The sequence below is a fragment of the Paenibacillus sp. MER TA 81-3 genome, from assembly GCF_023713585.1.
Classification (GTDB): domain Bacteria; phylum Bacillota; class Bacilli; order Paenibacillales; family Paenibacillaceae; genus Paenibacillus_B; species Paenibacillus_B profundus.
Map to the genome: position 1 here is coordinate 42,897 of NZ_JAMAWB010000035.1, position 16,770 is coordinate 59,666.

Sequence of the window (16,770 nt, forward strand, 5' to 3'; positions counted from 1 at the left end):
GCCGTTGTGTACCTATGAGTGATAACTTGCGATAAATCGTAATTATCCGCATCCATTTCACAGCTGACTTTCCGGTCAACCAAATGACATGTTGATACTATAATTCCGGTTGACCCGAAAGTCAAATGTTTTGTTGCTAAAATATTTCACTCATATATCCATGTGTGGTATGGTTAGCTTATTAAATGATTGCCTCCTTGACTTCGCAGTCATTGACGTGACGGTCAAATGCTCAATGATGTCCAGTCAATTAGGCATGGAGGACGCGACATGGAAGATAAGAAGAGTCAGATTATGGAGACCGCACTCGCGTTATTCGCGGAGAAGGGCTACCATAATACCTCGATTCAGGAAATTGCGGATCGGATTGGCATTGCCAAAGGATCCGTGTATTCGTTTTTTCGTTCAAAAGAAGAACTGTTGATTACGATTTTCGACCATTATCATCAATTGATGTATGAGATGCTTCGCCACACGTTGACTGAGAGTTTGCCTCCGCGTGAGAAATTGGAGAAGTTGATTCGTGTCTCGCTTGAGCAATTCAGGCGTTTCAAGCTGTTCCTGACGATGCAGCGGAAAGAATCGCACTTGCATCAGAAACGGGAAATTCGCGACATGGTGTTCGAGTTCCGGGCCAAACGGTTCTTTGCTTTCCGCCAAGTTGCTGCCGAAGTATACGGAAAAGAGACAGAGCCATATTGGATCGACCTCGCGACAATCATTAGTGGTATGACCTTCGAGTTCATGAATTATGCGGCGTTCGATCGGAAAAATGTGGACTTTGGCAAAGTGAATCATTTTATTATTAACGTGCTGGATGCGACGGCGGAAGCGTTGGTGAAGAAGAAGGCGGAACCTGTCCTAACGCTCAGCATGATGAACGACTATATCCGGGCAGGGAAAATCGGCCTGTCAGACGAGCAGCAGCATTTGCTGCAGCGAGTGTGGGAGTTGAAGGATGCGGTGCTGCAAAGCCCTTGCAGTGTCAAGCAGAGGGAGGAAGCGGAGCAGGCTTATTCCACCTTGGAATCCGAGGTGCTGCGGGGCAATGCAGGAGGAGTCAATGCGCGCGCAATGGCGCTGTTTCTCGGTTCACTGCCGGAAGAATCGATACAGCAGGCGGCGAAGAAAGTGCTCGTCACATTGCAATCTCCGCGTTGGGGTGAAGGTGAAGGCAACTCGTGCGTACGTGGCTGCTGAACTTGGACCCGATAACGAAAGGGATATGGCTCCTGAGCACTGGACTTGCCGCGATTATCACCTTGAACTTGTCGTGGCAATCCGCTTGGTTCGCAGTAGTGCTTGCGATCGGCCTGTCCGGCGCAGATTGGTCACTCGGCCGATGGGGCAAGACCCTGCTCTGGCTATTCGGCTTCGGCCTTCCTCTCTTTCTGTTTCAATGGCTCGTCCTGCCCGGGGAGACGCCGTGGCTGCGCGCAGGCGGGCTCGTCCTGACGGCGGAAGCGTGCCGGGATTCGCTGACGCTGACACTGCGAGCGATGACGCTGTTCCTGTCATCGCTGCTGTACGCGTCAACGACAGCGCCTCGTGATGTGGTCGTGGCGCTGTCGCATCATATGCGGCTGCCAGACCGCTTTGCGTTCGCGGTCGCCATTGCGCTGCGCTTCGTGCCGCTTCTTACGGAGGAAGCGGCACGTATTCGCCACGCGCAGCGCATGCGTCAGCTAGCGCCTCCGCGCGGGCTCGGCGAGCGGCTAGGCATTGCCTGCCGCTACGGGGTAACCGTGGCGGCGAATGCGCTCCGCCACGTGCAGGAGGTGGCGACCGCGATGGAAGTGAAGCGGTTCGGCGCGGTCGCCACGCGCACGCACTGGCGCAGGCTGCGCTTTGCGCCTGCTGGAATCGGTGTCGCGGCCGGCTCCGTAGTGGCGGCGGCCGCGACATGCTTGTTCGGCTAGGGCAGAGGAAGACTCGTTCCATTCAGCCCTAGCCACGCAACATTATTACTTGCAATTCCTTCATAAGGCTTGTAACGTTAAAACAAGATATTCCAGAGTTAACGTTGTCAAGGAAATGGAGGAATTATACTCGTGCAACATAGACCCGCTGAACGCTTCTCCTTGCGTTCGTTAACGTTGTCCGAATGGGTGCTGATGGCACTCTTGGCCGCGGCTAATGGCGTGCTCACAAGCGGATTGTCATGGGTGAACAAGCTGCTTCATTCTATTGGCGGTCCCATGCTCACGTCATCGCTTGTCGGCTTATACATGATTTACGGTCTGCTTGCGATGTATATCATTCGCAAACCGGGTGCGGCGCTAATGACCTATGCGCTTGGCGCTTGTATTCAAATTCTCGTCGGCACTGCATACGGGGCTTGGTCGGCTATTGCGGCGGCCGCCTGCTATGCAATCGTGATCGAGCCGATTTTTTATTTGTTTCACTATCGTCATTATAATTGGGGCGCCATGTTATTTGTCGGTACCGCCGCGGTGCCGCTCTGGTTCGTCGTGTCCGCCTTCATGTTCGGGTACATACAGTACGAGTCATGGGTGCTCATCGTTACGTTACTTATCCGCTGTCTGAGCGGCATGCTGCTCTGCGGCGCGCTTACGAAAGTAATCGGCGACCGCTTGGCGCCGACGCGGGCGGTTCGCCCCTTTGCGCTCGGCCGTGACTATCGGGAACATCAGGGATAGGAGGAAGACGAACTGATGGGGCAATCGTTAAGCCTGGATGAGGTCATGCGTGCCGAACGCGTGGCCTTTACCTATTTAGGAGAGAACGAGCCAGTGCTCGAAGAATGCAGCTTCCGCATTTTACGCGGCGGTGTCACACTTATCGCCGGTGGCAACGGCAGCGGCAAGACAACGCTATGCAAGCTGCTAGCCGGCGCGATGCAGCCATATGAAGGAACGGTGCGCGGAACGATTGATTCGGCAGCGGCACACATCGATTCGTCCCCGCTTGTCGGCTTCGTTCTGGAGGAGGCAGATGAGCAGTTCGTTATCGGGACGGTGGAAGACGAGCTTGCCTTTGCGCCTGAAAATTTGGGCCTGCCGCGCGATGTCATTGGCAAGCGGGTAGAAGAGCAATTACGCAGAGCTAGCCTTACTTCACTGCGCCATCGGCAGGTGCATCAGCTGTCCGGAGGGGAGAAGCAGCGGACGGCAGTTGCTTCGGTTTTGACACTGGAACCCGACGTTCTCATTATGGATGATGCGTGGAGCCATATGGACGCGCCGGCTCGCCGGCAGCTGGATAAATCGCTGCAAGCCTGGCATCAAGCAGGCCGCACGCTCATTCTAGCCGTGTCACGGTTGGATGAGATGGACTGGAACTGGTTAGATGATGCCCAGCTTCTTCTTCTGCACGATAGACGCATTGCCTTCGACGGTCATTTGGCAGAAGTACAGACTGAGAAGTCGGTAACGGAGGATGACTCCGCTTATCCCAACCTGGTCAGCCTGTGCCGCAAGGCAGGAGTGCTTCCCTCTGGACCTGCTCTGATCCAGCACAATGTAATGCAAGATAGTCTGGTATCTGATTGTGCAGCACCTAAGTGTACAACGAAATCCGCATGTCCTTCAGACGCGGCCAGGGCGTTACTTCAAGTGTGTGAGCTCGACTTTCGCTACCGCCTCGGAGCCCATTCGCGCTCGCCGCGTGAATATGCGCTGCACAGCATCAGCTTTCAGCTTTTACAAGGGCAATGCGTTATCCTGCACGGACTGAATGGTTCAGGGAAATCGACTCTTTTCCGCATACTAACGGGAGGGATGCCGTCTAAGGCCGGGTATACGAGCGGTACGGTGATGCTCGAGGGGCGCCCATTCTCACAGTGGTCCACTTATGATCTTGCGGGGCGCATCGGTTTTGTCGCTCAACATCCGGAGAACGGATTGTTCGCTGATACGGTGGAGGAAGAAATACGTGATGCCGTTCTGATGGCGCAGCGCAGCGGCCGCTCGTGCCACGATGCAGGTGACGGCCTCATGACAAGCCAAGCTCTCGATAAGCAGGTGGAGACCTGGCTCGAGCATAACGATTTAAGTTCGGTCCGGCACCTTCACCCGCATGATCTGCCTACCGGCGCGAAGCGTCTCTTAAGTCTCACCTTGGCCGTTATTCACGATCCGCCTATCTTATTGCTGGATGAACCGACCGCAGCGCTCGATGCCCGCCATGCCGAGGCGGTACGGGATTGGTGCCTCGCGCAAGCGGAGAAGGGGCGAGCGCTTATCGTGGCTACGCATGACCAGATGTGGGATCAGGTTCGGCATTCGAGTATGCGTCAGGCATATATGGATGAAGGAAGGCTTACAGAGGTTGTTCAAAAAGCCCCCTTTTGATCACGAAGCATGTACTAAATACAGTGAAAATGCCGTTTAGCGGCTCGATCTTGTTACATTTTAAAAATACATTTTACAGATGGAAAGGGGAGGATAATGATGATGAACACAGCTACCATGCAAGCCGGGCGCAGCCGCAAGCTGGTAACCCTGGCGCTGCTGCTGTCCACATTTCTTGCAGCTATTGAAGTGACGGTCGTTAGTACCGCCATGCCGAAGATCGTATCTGACTTGGGCGGTATGCAACTGATCAGTTGGATATATGCCGCCTATTTGCTGACGACGGCCGTATCGACGCCGCTGTTCGGTAAGTTGGCTGACTTATATGGACGCAAGAAGCTTTTTATTTTCGGCTCCGCCTTGTTCGTCGCAGGTTCCATGTTATGCGGATTGTCGATGAACATGACGCAGATGGTCATATTTCGTGCGATTCAAGGGATAGGCGCTGGCGCCGTACTCCCGGTCACGTTCACGATTGTGGCCGACATTTACACGTTTGAAGAGCGAGCTAAGATCCAAGGGCTGTTTAGCTCCATATGGGGGATTGCGGGACTAGTAGGTCCGCTTGTCGGAGGATTTTTCGTCGACTCTCTGTCCTGGCATTGGATATTTTTCTTTAATGTTCCTTTTGGCATCGTATCCGTCTGGATGATTATCGTCTGCTTCAAAGAAAAGGTGGAACGGAAGGACAAACCGGTGGACTACGCAGGGGCTGCCACGTTCACGATTGGCATGACTGCCTTCTTGTTCGCAATTATTACCGGGGGGCAGAGCATTGCTTGGAACTCTCCATGGATGGTGCTATTGCTCGGGATCGCAGCTGTCTTTCTCGTCATGTTCTACTTTATTGAAATCAAAGCGCCGGAACCAATGGTGCCATTTCAGCTGTTTCGTATTCGAGACATCGGCGTATCGAACTTGGTCGGATTTTTGATAAGCAGCGTTCTTATCGGGATCAACTCGTATTTGCCGCTATGGATTCAAGGGGTGCTGGGTGAAAATGCGACAAGCTCAGGCCTGTCCTTGACGCCGATGTCGATCGGTTGGCTCATCGGTTCGATTATTGGGGGACGGATGCTCATTAAGAGCGGAGCGCGCTTGACCTCTTCCATAGGGATGACGTTCATCGTCATTGGTTCCATATGGCTAGCAATGATTACCGGGGCGACATCGGTGTGGGTTATCGTTGCGTTGATGGCGATATCGGGTCTTGGCTTCGGCTTCTCGATAACCGTCTTTACGATCATTGTCCAATCTTCCGTGGAATGGAGCATGCGCGGGGCATCGACGGCGCTGAATACGTTCGTGAGAACGTTGGGTCAGACGCTCGGTATTGCCGCCTTCGGAACGTTCCTGAATGCCCGCATTGCCTCGTTAGTCAGCACGGCGGGACCGGAAATTTCTTCGCAGATTACAAGCGATGATTTGAACAATTTGTTGAACCCCGAGAGTGCAAGCCAATTGGCGCCGGATATGATGAACATTTTACGTGGTTTTTTGGAAACGGGGCTATCTAATGTATTTGCCGTTATGGCTGCGATCGCGGTCATCTGCTTCGGGTGTACACTGCTGATGCCGAAGTCAAAGACTGGCCAAGGCACCAACCAAGCAGGTAATACTGCAGGTTCGGCAAGCCATTCCGCTTCGTAATGAATGCATCCGCATCGCTGTGAGGCTGCGGAATGAACTGGATGCTGCCCGTATAAAGAAGAAGAAACGGCGAATACGCTTATTCATTTGCCGTTTCTTCGTCAATTAAGAGCCTTTCTTCGTGACGAGACTCAATTTCTCCGCTTGTATACCTAATTTTTTAAGCAAAGAAATGGCTTGTTCCTTCTCTTCCAAGGTCAGACCACTCATGGCGCGCCGCAGCGTCTGCGCTTGCTTAGGGAATATGGCATTCATCTCTTCGTGTCCCATATCGGTAAGCTCCGCAAAAATGACACGGCGATCTTTGGCGCAAGGATGTCTGCGAAGCAGGCCGTTGCGCTCCAGCTTGTCGATGACGTAGGTGACGTTACCACTTTGCAGAAGAAGCTTTGCCCCGATTTGTTGTATAGGCTGAGGTCCTTTATGATGAAGCATTTCTATTACAGCAAAATCAGTAGGGTTGAACCCTTCCACTTTACATCCCGCGGCGGAATGGTCTGCGACACTCTTGAAAGCCTTGGAAAAGACGCGGAACAGATGTAGCGATGTTTCGGTCTCGCGATCGATTCGCTCAGACATTCGAATCCCACCTTATACTAGTAGTTACGTAATAATCGTATAACGGAAGCGAACATGACTAAAATATCATTTATCACATTTGTGAAAGAAAGAACAAAAAAATTTTAAAATGTTTAAATTCGTTCAATAACGTAAAAAGGAGGCGGAACGATTGAAGAATGATGAACACGCTGAAATGATCGCTTGTCGAGTAGGGGAAGAACAGAAGCTGTATTGGGGATTGTGGAACAAGCCCGCATTGAAGTCCGGAGAGCTGCTTGTCCGCATCTACGCAACGGCGTTGAACCGGGCAGATCTGCTGCAGAAGCGCGGGAAATATCCGGTTCCGGCAGGGGCTTCGCCCATATTGGGGCTGGAGATGTCGGGTACCATTGAAGCAATCGGAGAAGGCGTCACGGGTTGGAACATAGGCGATCGGGTGTGCGCGCTGCTGCCGGGAGGTGGCTACGCCCAATACGCGGTCATTCCTTCGAATATGGCGATGCGCGTTCCCGATAACATGACGCTGGAACAGGCGGCCGCAGTGCCTGAAGCTTATTTGACCGCATTTTTGAATGTATTTCAGCTTGGCCGTCTGCAAGCAGGGGAGTCCGTGCTCATCCATGCCGGCGCAAGCGGAGTAGGAACGGCGGCGATTCAGCTTGCCCATGCTGCCGGTGCGCGTGTGGCCGCCACGGCAGGATCGGAGGAGAAGTGCGGAGTAATCAAGCAGCTCGGTGCCGAGCTTGCAGTGAATTACCGCAAGGAGCCGCTTGCCGAGTCTGTGTTACAATGGACGGGGCAAGCAGGTGTACAGTTGGTGCTCGATTCAGTCCTTGCTCCGTATTGGAAGGACCATCTTCAATGCATGGCGATGGACGGTCGTCTCGTGCTAATAGGCACGCTTGGCGGTTCCAAGGTTGAGGTGGATTTTATGTCTGTCATGCTGCATCGGCTCCAGATTATTGGCAGCACGCTCCGCGGGCTTCCGCTTGAACGCAAGGCCCGGTTGACGGCTGATTTCGTTTCCTTCGCGATGCCGCGGTTCGAAGCGGGGCAGTGTATGCCTGTCGTGGATTCCGTATGGCAGCCGGATCAAATAAATGAAGCACATGAGCGTATGGAACGTAATGAAAATGTAGGGAAATTAGTTCTAATCGTGCCTTGAGGCACAACTGAAAGGGGAAATTCCTCTTGATTGTACTGGATACACATATTCAATCAGCGGGTTACGATAAAGGTGAATCCAAAATTCATGATATTACGTTTCAGGTCGAGGCCGGCCAATTGGTGGGCTTAATCGGACCGAACGGTGCGGGGAAGAGCACCACGATCAAGTCGATATTAGGAATTATGCGTGATGTGCAAGGAAGCGTACGAATTGGCGACGGCAAGGGGACCTACGCTTACGTTCCGGAACAACCCGTGCTATATGATTCCATGACATTGTGGGAGCATTTGGAACTGGCTGCGGCAGCGCATGAGATGCCGCGTGACGAGTTCGAAGCACGGGCAGAGGAGCTGTTGCTGGAGTTCCAGATGACGGAGCAGAAGCATCATCTGCCGACCAGCTTCTCCAAAGGAATGCAGCAGAAGCTAATGCTTATTATCGCCTTCCTGCTGCGTCCTTCTCTCTATATAGTGGACGAGCCGTTCGTCGGATTGGATCCGCGCGCCACCCGACGTTTTCTCCGCATGCTCGACAAGGAACGACAGCGCGGGGCAGGCGTGCTGATGAGCACGCACGTGTTGGATACAGCCGAACGCGTGTGCGATTCCTTCGTGCTCATCCACCAAGGGCGCATTGTTGCCCGTGGAACATTTGAAGAGGTGCGGCAGGCGTGCGGATTGCCTGAGGGCACTTTATTCGATTGCTTTGAGGCGTTGACCTGATGGCGAAGCAGCGATCTATCACAGCGATGGAACCATGGACACTGGCTTTGCGGCGCTTGAAGACGAATGCCGTCTACCAATGGAAGGCGCTGCGCACCGTATTGGACTGGACGGTATGGCTGTATATCGTCATCCCGCTATTGCTGCTCGGGCTTAAGTTCTACTATGATTGGTGGACGGATCCACTGCCTGCCTCATGGATTGCCGGGCCGTACATCCTGTTTCTTCTGCCCTGTATTTTGCCTGTCATTATGGGGATGATGCACACTTGGGCGGAAGGGGGAGACATCTTATTTTTGCGTCAAAAATCGACATGGTGGAAACGGTTGGTACTATTCGGCTTGCTCGGGTACATCATTCGCAGTGTGCTGGTTACCGGCTTCGCGTTGCTTCTCGTCTCTCCATGGCTCGTTCGCGGGTATGGCTTGCCCGTTACTCTGCTGCTTGGCTTCGCCCTCGCCATCAGTGTATTGTCTGTCTTGACTGCATTACTGCGCAATCGAGTCCATATTGCATATGGCGGTTGGCGAAGATGGGGGATATCGCTTATCGTCGGTATACTGTCTATTGCAGCATTTGGATTCACATTGTATGTGCTGCAACTCCATTATCTGATCTGTATTGGCTGGGCGGCAATACTGGCAGTGCTTGCGACTCCACTCTTTCTGTGGCGCATCCATGCGCGGCACACTTTTGACCGGGATGTCGAGGTAGAAGGGGAAATAAAGCTGCGCTTGACAGCGTTGCTGCTGTCCCGAAGTGTAGAGAAACCAACGCGGAGCAGACGCAAGCGCCCACTCCTATTCCCGAGATCCGGATATTTTATGAAGCGAAAAAATGGCAGCCAGCAAATCGGCGCAATTGCCGTCAAATCTTTGCTGCGCAGCAGAGCTCATCTGACTTTCTATATTCAACTCACCATGGTTGGCCTTGGAGCATCGTTCGTTGCATCCCAGTTCGGGCTCTTTCTCATTATTGTGCCTGTATTGTACGTCATCCTCAGTTATTGGCTTAGCATGTACTGGCGAGAGTTCATTGAAGGCGATGTTCCTGCTATGTTCTCATTCCGTTCCGAGCAACTGCATAAAGCAGCGCAGCATATGGTAATGGTGCTCTGTGCAGTTCCTGGCGCTCTGTGGGCGCTCGCAGGGGGCTTAATTATGACGACGCCTCTCCTAAGCATCGGCTTGGCGGCATTCGGAGGGCTGGCCGCCGCGTATATCGGCAGTATCGTCATACTGATGACCGGTTGGAAAGAGAAGCGCAAGCAGGCAGATGCCGCGGAAGATATGGCAGGGCAATAATGGGCGGGGTATGTTCCTCTTCGACTCGGGCATATTAACGGATAGCTCACCAAATAGGAGGAACGAGTATGCCAGAAGCAGCCATTCGGTTCCGGTTCACGGACGCCGCCAGTGCCATGTTGGCATTTGATACGTTGGAGGAATTGGGATACACTCCAGCATATGACGGAGACAACCATACGGAACTTCATGTGCATGTGGAAAAAAGAGATCTCACGTCTGCGCTCGAAATAGCAGAGGCGCATGGTGGACAGCTTGTAGAGGAAGCGGATTTAACTGAAGTGTCCGTCATGAACCAGGCCTACGGCATGGATTGGATTCCGATTCCGGCACATGTTGTTAATGAGGATTGGGTTGATGATGATCGATATGCTGTGAAGGACCGTACTCCGAATCATGATGACTTGTCTCATCGGGAGGAAGAAGCTTTTGGTTGGATCGATGACGAGACGACCAATCAATTCCCAGGCGGCATTCATATCTGAAAGTCGCAGAATATACGATGAACATAATTCAATGGTGCATTTTATGAAATAAGGGCAGTTCCGTCTATTTTACCCCGAAAGGGAATAGCGGGCTGCCCTGTTTGTCATTTAGTAGAGCTATTCATGAACGGCTTGGGCAGCGTGTTTGCCGGCTGTATAGCCTGTCGCAAAGGCGGCAGTAATATTGTATCCCCCTGTATAGCCGTGAACGTCCAAAATTTCTCCGCAGAAGAACAACCCGTGCATCTTCCGGGATTGCATCGTCTTTGGTTCAATCTCCTTCAGGTGGACTCCGCCTCCGGTTACGAATGCTTCTTCCAATGAGAGGGTTCCGTTCACTTTGATCGGAAATGCTTTTATAAGACGGCACAGATCCTGCCAGGGCTGCTTCGGAATATGATCGTAGGTTACCGTGTCATCGATTCCTGCTTGCTGTAACAAAATGGGGATGATTCGCTCGGGCAGCAGCAGCTTGAGCACATTTTTTACGGCTTTCTTCGGTTCTTGCGCGCAAAGCTGCAAAGATTTCCGTTCGAGTTCGGCCAGAGACATCTCTGGCTGGAGGTCGATCGTCAGATTGACGGTCTCGCGTCCCGAACGTTGTAATTGCTTGATGACGAACTGACTGCAACGAAGCGCGGTCGGTCCAGATAGACCGAAATGAGTGAACAGCAGGTCGCCTTCGTGTTCAACCACCTTTTTGCCTTTCTCATTCCATACTGCGACACGAACGCTGCGCAGCGACAACCCTTGCAGCAGTTTCTCTCGAATAAAGTACGCATTTGAAGTAAGCGGCACTTCGGTCGGATACAACTCCGTTATCGTATGGCCTGCTGCCGTCGCCCAAGCGTAACCATCGCCGGTGGAGCCGGTGTGAGGTACAGATTTTCCGCCCGTTGCAATAATGACAGCGTTGCTATGCAGCGTTGCTCCGTTTTTGAAGCGCACGCCTTGAACTGCTCCTTCGTGGTATAATACGTCGGCGACTGGTTGGTTTACGAGTATCGTGACGCCAAGGCGGCGAACCTCGCCGATTAACGCTTCGACCACAGTCTTTGCTTTATCCGAGATCGGAAACATACGTCCGTTATCTTCTTCCTTCAAAGCGATGCCAAGGCCTTCAAAAAAACGGATAATATCCCGATTATTAAAGTGGGCGAAGGCGCTGTGTAAAAATTTACCATTACCCGGGATGTGTCGAATTAGTTCCTCTTGGTCTTTAATGTTAGTTACATTGCATCGTCCGCCGCCGGATATGGCGAGCTTGCGTCCGAGCTTGTCCCCTTTGTCGACAAGCACCACCCGCGCGCCGTGTTCAGCAGCTGCGATGCAGGCCATTAGACCGGAAGGGCCTCCCCCAATGACGATAATATCGGTTTGTTTCATTTCGATCTCCTTCTGCTATTGTTCTTACGCTATTGTAACGCAAAAATCGAAACTTGACGAAAAGGTTGTGTTGCTCCATTGTTAATAAAGAATAATTATGATTTAACCAAGGCATCTTTAACTTACTTTATAGAGGAGATATAACATGTACGTGGCCCTCAAGGAAACCCTGCTGCAAGTTCTAATTGCTTGTATTCCGGCGTTCTCTTGGCAGCTCTGCTCCATCAAGCCGGAGCGCGTAGCGCGCGCACCGGTTATCATCGGACTGACATCGGCTTTCTCCGTACTTCTTTGCATGGTGTTCTCATTTTATATGGATACGGCGCAACCTTTTGATTTCCGTTTGCTCCCGTACATGCTCGGTATTTGGTATGGAGGTTACCGTATCGGGCTTGCCATCGTTGGGCTCTATATATTAATGATGTTCGGCTTCCAAGGAGTTCAGCAGCCGCAAATGATGTGGGGCGATGCGCTTATTTATTTGACGCCGTTTATTTTTGCTTTCATTAATAAATTCCGTCAATCTGGATTGCGGATGCGCCTTTTTATTTATCTTTCCTTTTCTTTGCTTGGAATTATGCTTTATTACGGGTTTTATGCAACCGCTTCACCACACGGGAAGCTATTTTTGTTCACCGATGCGAAAGTGATGCTGTTCATGGTTATGTTCGCCGTCATGTTTCTGATTACCGCCTGCCTGCTCATTTATATGATTGAAGAAACGCGGGAGAAAGCTTTTTTGCAGCAAGGATATCAGACGGTCTCTCGGCGCTATCGGGAAGAAATGGAGAAGCTAAGTCAAATTTTGAATACAGCGCCGCTCTGTGTAATTGCTATTGATGTTGAGACGAGAATTACAGCAATCAACGATAACATGATTGAAGGAATACTTTTGCAAGTGCCCAATGTTGCACGGGCTGAGTTGATTGATCGGCCGCTGAGCGAATTGCTGCAAAAGATGGGGGACAATCCGAATCAGTTCATTATTTTAGAGGGGGCGCTGCAGGGAGGCGTCGTGGACGGGGAAGTGGCCCGGTTCGGAGATCGAGAATATTACATACTTGCCAATGCCATTCGAAGTCAGGAGACGGGAGAAATCGTCGGAGCGGTCGGTATGGCGCACGATATCACGGAGCTAACCCAGCTACGCACCGAAATCGGCAATATGGAACGCCTCCATCTGGTGGGGCAGATGGCAGCAAGCATTACACATGAAATTCGCAATCCGATGGCGGTTATTCGCGGTTTTATGCAGCTGATGCAAGAGAAGAGTCCTGACAATTTACAAAATTATTTTCATATCGTTATGGGTGAAATTGACCGTGCCAACGGAATTATTAATGATTTTTTGGCGCTAGCGCAAAATCGAATCGTGGAGAAGGAACAGATTCATCTGCACGATATCATTCAGCAGCTGTCTCCGCTGCTCTGGGCGGATGCGAATCTCCGCGGTCAGCAAATCATATTCCGGCTTGCTGAACACGAGCTTATTCCAACGCTATATTTGAATACCAAGGAAATGAAGCAGCTCATTCTGAACTTGGCGCGAAATGCGATGGAGGCGATGGAAGCTTCGGATACGGAGGGAATATTAACTTTAGAGACGGTGCTTGTTCCGCAAGGCGTTCAGCTCCGGGTACGTGATACGGGATCAGGCATTCCTCAGGTAGAGCTGGATAAGTTGTTCGAGCCTTTCTATACGACCAAATCAAAAGGAACGGGGCTCGGCCTGCCATTGTGTTTGAGCATTATGGAGCGGCATAAGGGGACGATAGAGGTATTCAGTACTGAAGAAGGAACTGTTTTTGAAGTGACGTTCCGGTTGCATGCCGCTGATTCGGAGGGATGCTTCCCGTCACTCAATGATGAAGCTGGGGCCCCCGAATTGAATTGAACCCATCGTAAACGTTCGTTATGATAGACATATGGGGGGGGACCGTATGAATGTGCTTCAAATCGGAAATATTACAATCAATTGGGAGTTGTTTGTTAGCTTTGCCTCTTTTCTTATCGCGGTATTCATCATTTCACTTCGCTCACGTATGGAAGGGCAAGCATTACGGCATTATACCGACTGGGCGCTAACGGTAGCACTTCTGTTTATTTTGAACGAAAAACTCGGGTTTCTGTGGGATTCCCCGTCTATTATATGGCAGCAGCCGCGTACGCTGCTTTATTTGAACGGAACGTCTGCGAACGGCAATATGCTGCTTCTGCTCGGGATTGCCGTATGGACGACTATATATGTACGTAAGCACAAACTTTCATATACGATATTATTTGATCTGTTGGCTCACGGTATATTCACGTGGGTAGCGGCCTACGGCTGGCTCTATACGCTGAACGGGTCCAATGCTCCGGGCTTTACGCCGCTGCCGCTGCCAAGCGGGTTTCCGGCTCATGGCCTGCCTCCGGCGGAGACGTTGGCTTGCCTCATCCTGCTTGTCGGGATGTGGATGCGCCGCCGCCCGTTAGGTACGCTTGCAGATGCTGAGCTTGGCTTTCTCGCAGGAGGGAGCATCGGCATGCTGGGCAGCTACTTCAAGCCGTACGAGTCGCTTTGGCTCGGATTGGGGTATGAGCAATGGCTGTGTGCCGCAATGCTGGCTGCAGGCTACGTCGCTGTCCGCCGCCGTGAACAAGGGAAGCAAGGGGCGGCTGAACCGACTGAATCGGTTGAACTGGCTAAGCTGACTGAACAAGCACCGGATGCTGATGAAGCAGATCATCTGAAAGGATAGGCTTCCTTCTCTATGCGCATAATAGAGGTTGTTCACACGCACTTTATAGAAGCGACATAGCGGAAAGGAGGCCCATGCGATGAGAAGTCAAGACTCGAAAGCGCAGGAGCGGCAACAGCAAAAAAATCGTGAAAATAAGTCGAACGAGAGCACTGTCGTAGATAAGAAGTTGGATGGACCTAACCGTCCTTCCACGTAACGGTGGCGGGACTGTCCGAGGGGAAAGCAAAGATTCTGTTCATGGGATCTTCGGCTTTCCCTTGCTTTACGTCGCTGCAAATGGTTAAATATTTAACGATAGCTTATATTCAACCAATCTATCAACGGAATTATTTATAAGGTAAGGAGTGAGCACTGATGTCCATGTCTTTTGAGCAATATATGAGTGATATGGTTCAACCGATGCGTAATGAACTGACTTCCATCGGCTGTGTTGAGCTGCGGACAGCGGAGGAAGTAGAAGAAAAATTGCCTGCAGCAAAGGGCACCGCATTGGTTGTGGTGAACTCGGTATGCGGTTGTGCGGCTGGACAATGCCGTCCGGGCGTGCGTAAAGCGCTGGAACACGAGGTGACACCGGATCATTTGTTCACCGTGTTCGCCGGCCAAGATAAAGAAGCGACAGCGAAGGCGCGCGAATATTTCGCACCGTTTCCTCCGTCTTCTCCTTCCATCGCATTGATGAAGGATGGCGAATTGGTGCACTTTATTGAACGTCATAGTGTGGAAGATCGCTCGGCAGAAGATATTGCAGCAGATTTGAGAGCTGCATTCGATCGCTTCTGCCGCTAAGAAGACGAAAGCATGCAGTGATAGCCCCGCGCCTTTATGGTGCGGGGATTTTTACAAAGAGCAGCTGGAATAGGAAGGAGACGAGACGATGAGCTTGCAACAAGACATTATTAAGCGTTTCGGCGTACAACCACAAATTGATGAGAATGCGGAAATTCGCAAGCGCGTAGACTTCTTGAAGCAATATGTGAAAAGCTCCGGAACGACAGGGCTTCTTATCGCGATTAGCGGCGGGATAGACAGCGCAGTCGTTGCCGGCTTGTGCAAGCAAGCGACGGATGAGCTGGCGAAGGAGTCGGGACAAGAATACATCACACTCGGCGTGTTTCAACCGTTCGGCAATCAAGCGGACATCTCGGACAGCTATGCCGTGGCGCAAGCGTTCGCTCTCCAGCATACGGTGGAGACGAACATTGAAGATGCGGTGAACGAGGTGACGCTTGAGGTGGAGCAAGGCTTCAAGCAATTGAACCAACCGCGCCATCTCAGCATTCCAGGCAAAGGGAACGTGAAGGCGCGCGTCCGCATGGTGGCCCAATACGCTCTTGCCTTTGACTTGAATTTGCTTGTCGTGGGTACGGATCATGCATCGGAAGCATTAACTGGCTTCTATACGAAGTGGGGCGACGGCGCCGTGGATATTACGCCGCTATCTTCACTCAACAAACGCCAAATTCGCCAATTGGCCGCCCACATGGGCGTTCCAAAAAGTGTGATTGACAAGGTGCCGACGGCTGGTCTGTGGGACGGCCAGACAGACGAGAAGGAGCTCGGCATTTCCTACGATCAAAATAGCGACTATTTGGAAGGCAAAGCCGTACCAGATGACGTGCGCGAGAAAATCGAGCGCCAATACCGCAAGACAGAGCACAAGCGCTCGCCGATTCCAGGAATATAGTCAGACGTCGCCCAGGTTTTATTTGATCGAAGACGAACATAATCTGACGGCGAATGCAATTGCAGCACCCCAAGGCTTAAGCAACTGCCTCAGGGTGCTTTTGTGTTTGCTGCGCTCTCTTAGCTTCACTCTCCCATTCAATCAGTAATTTGAATGCAGCGGCGTAATCTAACGAGTGAAAGGAGAGCTATATCGAGTTGGCTGGCTGCTTTAAGGGGGATTTTAAAATTCTACGTGTCTCTCTGTAACTCTAGTAGATCTATGTGTCTCTCTGTAGCTCCCTGTAAACCTCTGTAACTATCTGTATCTCTAGGTATCTCTACGTATCTCTAGGTATCTCTACGTATCTCTAGGTATCTCTACGTATCTCTACGTATCCCTCATATCTCTACACATCTCTATGTAGTTCTTGTCACTCCCCCTTTGCTCACTCTACCCTTTCGTCAGGAGCGGATTCCTTTGTGCTCTTTTTATCATCTCTTCGTTATTTTCGTTACTTTTCTAGGCTGCTACCGCTACGAATGTGAAATTTCGAAAACGGTTCAATCTTAAGCCGTATTCCCCTGTCCAAATTCCAAATCTCTTATAATTCTGAGTTCAGGGGAGAATGGATATAAGCGCGACTATATAAGTTGAACAAAAGAATTAGAGGATTATGGTAAGGAATTTCAACCCTGCATGTCGAATAAAGAAGGAAATAGAAGAAGATAGGCAGGAAAAGAACATGGAAAACGCAACGAAGCTTGAAGA

At 51.4% G+C, this 16,770-nt stretch carries 16 protein-coding genes; 14 read left to right on the plus strand and 2 right to left on the minus strand.

The window, feature by feature from the left end; translation table 11 throughout:
• Nucleotides 1-270: 270 nt before the first annotated feature.
• From M3650_RS29980 to M3650_RS30000, 5 genes are all read left to right on the plus strand, one after another.
• Nucleotides 271-1,200, plus strand: coding sequence for a TetR/AcrR family transcriptional regulator (locus tag M3650_RS29980; RefSeq protein ID WP_251579937.1), 930 nt, complete (start codon nt 271-273; stop codon nt 1,198-1,200).
• Nucleotides 1,182-1,919 (plus strand): energy-coupling factor transporter transmembrane component T family protein, encoded by a 738-nt coding sequence (locus M3650_RS29985; RefSeq protein WP_251579938.1) that lies wholly within the window; start codon nt 1,182-1,184, stop codon nt 1,917-1,919. Before M3650_RS29980 ends, M3650_RS29985 begins: the two co-directional genes overlap by 19 nt.
• A gap of 132 nt (nt 1,920-2,051) precedes the next feature.
• Complete coding sequence (locus M3650_RS29990) at nt 2,052-2,660, plus strand: ECF transporter S component (RefSeq protein WP_251579939.1); 609 nt, start codon at nt 2,052-2,054, stop codon at nt 2,658-2,660.
• Between the two features lie 15 nt (nt 2,661-2,675).
• Nucleotides 2,676-4,313, plus strand: coding sequence for an ATP-binding cassette domain-containing protein (locus tag M3650_RS29995; protein ID WP_251579940.1), 1,638 nt, complete (start codon nt 2,676-2,678; stop codon nt 4,311-4,313).
• Between the two features lie 99 nt (nt 4,314-4,412).
• Entirely contained in the window at nt 4,413-5,963 is a 1,551-nt protein-coding gene (locus M3650_RS30000; protein ID WP_483311802.1) for an MDR family MFS transporter, read from the plus strand.
• 105 nt (nt 5,964-6,068) lie between these two features.
• Here the strand turns inward: M3650_RS30000 and M3650_RS30005 are convergent, their stop codons facing one another.
• Entirely contained in the window at nt 6,069-6,542 is a 474-nt protein-coding gene (locus tag M3650_RS30005; protein ID WP_251579942.1) for a MarR family winged helix-turn-helix transcriptional regulator, read from the minus strand.
• A gap of 151 nt (nt 6,543-6,693) precedes the next feature.
• Here M3650_RS30005 and M3650_RS30010 point away from each other — a divergent pair, with 151 nt between their 5' ends.
• From M3650_RS30010 to M3650_RS30025, 4 genes are all read left to right on the plus strand, one after another.
• Complete coding sequence (locus M3650_RS30010; protein ID WP_251579944.1) at nt 6,694-7,689, plus strand: NAD(P)H-quinone oxidoreductase; 996 nt, start codon at nt 6,694-6,696, stop codon at nt 7,687-7,689.
• Between the two features lie 26 nt (nt 7,690-7,715).
• On the plus strand, nt 7,716-8,414 hold the full coding sequence (locus M3650_RS30015; protein WP_019420355.1) for an ABC transporter ATP-binding protein: 699 nt from the start codon (nt 7,716-7,718) through the stop codon (nt 8,412-8,414).
• Nucleotides 8,415-8,440: 26 nt separating this feature from the next.
• Nucleotides 8,441-9,718: an ABC transporter permease gene (locus tag M3650_RS30020; RefSeq protein WP_251579945.1), complete on the plus strand. Its 1,278-nt coding sequence runs from the start codon at nt 8,441-8,443 to the stop codon at nt 9,716-9,718.
• Nucleotides 9,719-9,786: 68 nt separating this feature from the next.
• Nucleotides 9,787-10,203 carry a hypothetical protein gene (locus M3650_RS30025; RefSeq protein WP_019420357.1) on the plus strand — a complete coding sequence of 139 codons (417 nt, stop codon included), beginning with the start codon at nt 9,787-9,789 and terminating at the stop codon, nt 10,201-10,203.
• A gap of 117 nt (nt 10,204-10,320) precedes the next feature.
• Here the strand turns inward: M3650_RS30025 and M3650_RS30030 are convergent, their stop codons facing one another.
• Nucleotides 10,321-11,589, minus strand: coding sequence for a BaiN/RdsA family NAD(P)/FAD-dependent oxidoreductase (locus M3650_RS30030; protein WP_251579946.1), 1,269 nt, complete (start codon nt 11,587-11,589; stop codon nt 10,321-10,323).
• 145 nt (nt 11,590-11,734) lie between these two features.
• Here M3650_RS30030 and M3650_RS30035 point away from each other — a divergent pair, with 145 nt between their 5' ends.
• The 5 genes from M3650_RS30035 to nadE all read left to right on the plus strand — a co-directional run bounded on the left by M3650_RS30035 (nt 11,735) and on the right by nadE (nt 16,020).
• The gene (locus M3650_RS30035) at nt 11,735-13,483 is read left to right on the plus strand and encodes a two-component system sensor histidine kinase NtrB (RefSeq protein WP_251579947.1); all 1,749 of its coding nucleotides are present in this window, start codon (nt 11,735-11,737) and stop codon (nt 13,481-13,483) included.
• Nucleotides 13,484-13,529: 46 nt separating this feature from the next.
• Complete coding sequence (locus M3650_RS30040; protein WP_251579948.1) at nt 13,530-14,330, plus strand: prolipoprotein diacylglyceryl transferase; 801 nt, start codon at nt 13,530-13,532, stop codon at nt 14,328-14,330.
• A 79-nt stretch (nt 14,331-14,409) separates the two neighbouring features.
• The gene (locus M3650_RS30045; RefSeq protein ID WP_251579949.1) at nt 14,410-14,529 is read left to right on the plus strand and encodes a spore protein; all 120 of its coding nucleotides are present in this window, start codon (nt 14,410-14,412) and stop codon (nt 14,527-14,529) included.
• Nucleotides 14,530-14,687: 158 nt separating this feature from the next.
• The gene (locus tag M3650_RS30050) at nt 14,688-15,122 is read left to right on the plus strand and encodes a BrxA/BrxB family bacilliredoxin (RefSeq protein ID WP_251579950.1); all 435 of its coding nucleotides are present in this window, start codon (nt 14,688-14,690) and stop codon (nt 15,120-15,122) included.
• 88 nt (nt 15,123-15,210) lie between these two features.
• On the plus strand, nt 15,211-16,020 hold the full coding sequence (nadE, locus tag M3650_RS30055; RefSeq protein ID WP_251579952.1) for an ammonia-dependent NAD(+) synthetase: 810 nt from the start codon (nt 15,211-15,213) through the stop codon (nt 16,018-16,020).
• Nucleotides 16,021-16,770: the final 750 nt, after the last annotated feature.